The sequence below is a fragment of the Halomonas sp. SIMBA_159 genome (assembly GCF_046536035.1).
GTDB lineage: Bacteria > Pseudomonadota > Gammaproteobacteria > Pseudomonadales > Halomonadaceae > Vreelandella > Vreelandella venusta_A.
Genome location: NZ_JAWJBT010000742.1, coordinates 1 through 266, shown reverse-complemented (window position 1 = coordinate 266; position 266 = coordinate 1). Strand labels below are relative to the sequence as shown.

Below are 266 nucleotides of genomic sequence, written 5' to 3'. Positions count from 1 at the left end.
CCCTGCTCAATATGTGCTTCGAAATGCGCACCAACAGTATGCGGTTTCGTGTTTTCGCCAACGTAGCCGATTGCTGTCAGTGCGTCGCGCACGGACACGCCGTCCCGATCCTGCTGCGCAAGCGCATGTTCGAGCGTGAAAGCGCCTGCAAACACGCCTGAGCCCATCATCACGGGAACGAAGCGCGAACCTTCCTCGTTGGTCCAGACCGCGACCTCGATCGGCGCGAGCGTTGTGACGTTTGCATCGGCCAGCGTGCGCAGCAC

General features: G+C 60.9%; 1 pseudogene. It reads right to left on the bottom strand.

Annotated elements, in window-relative coordinates:
* A pseudogene (locus R0J87_RS21170) lies at positions 1-266 on the bottom strand (Zn-dependent hydrolase); the annotation flags it as partial.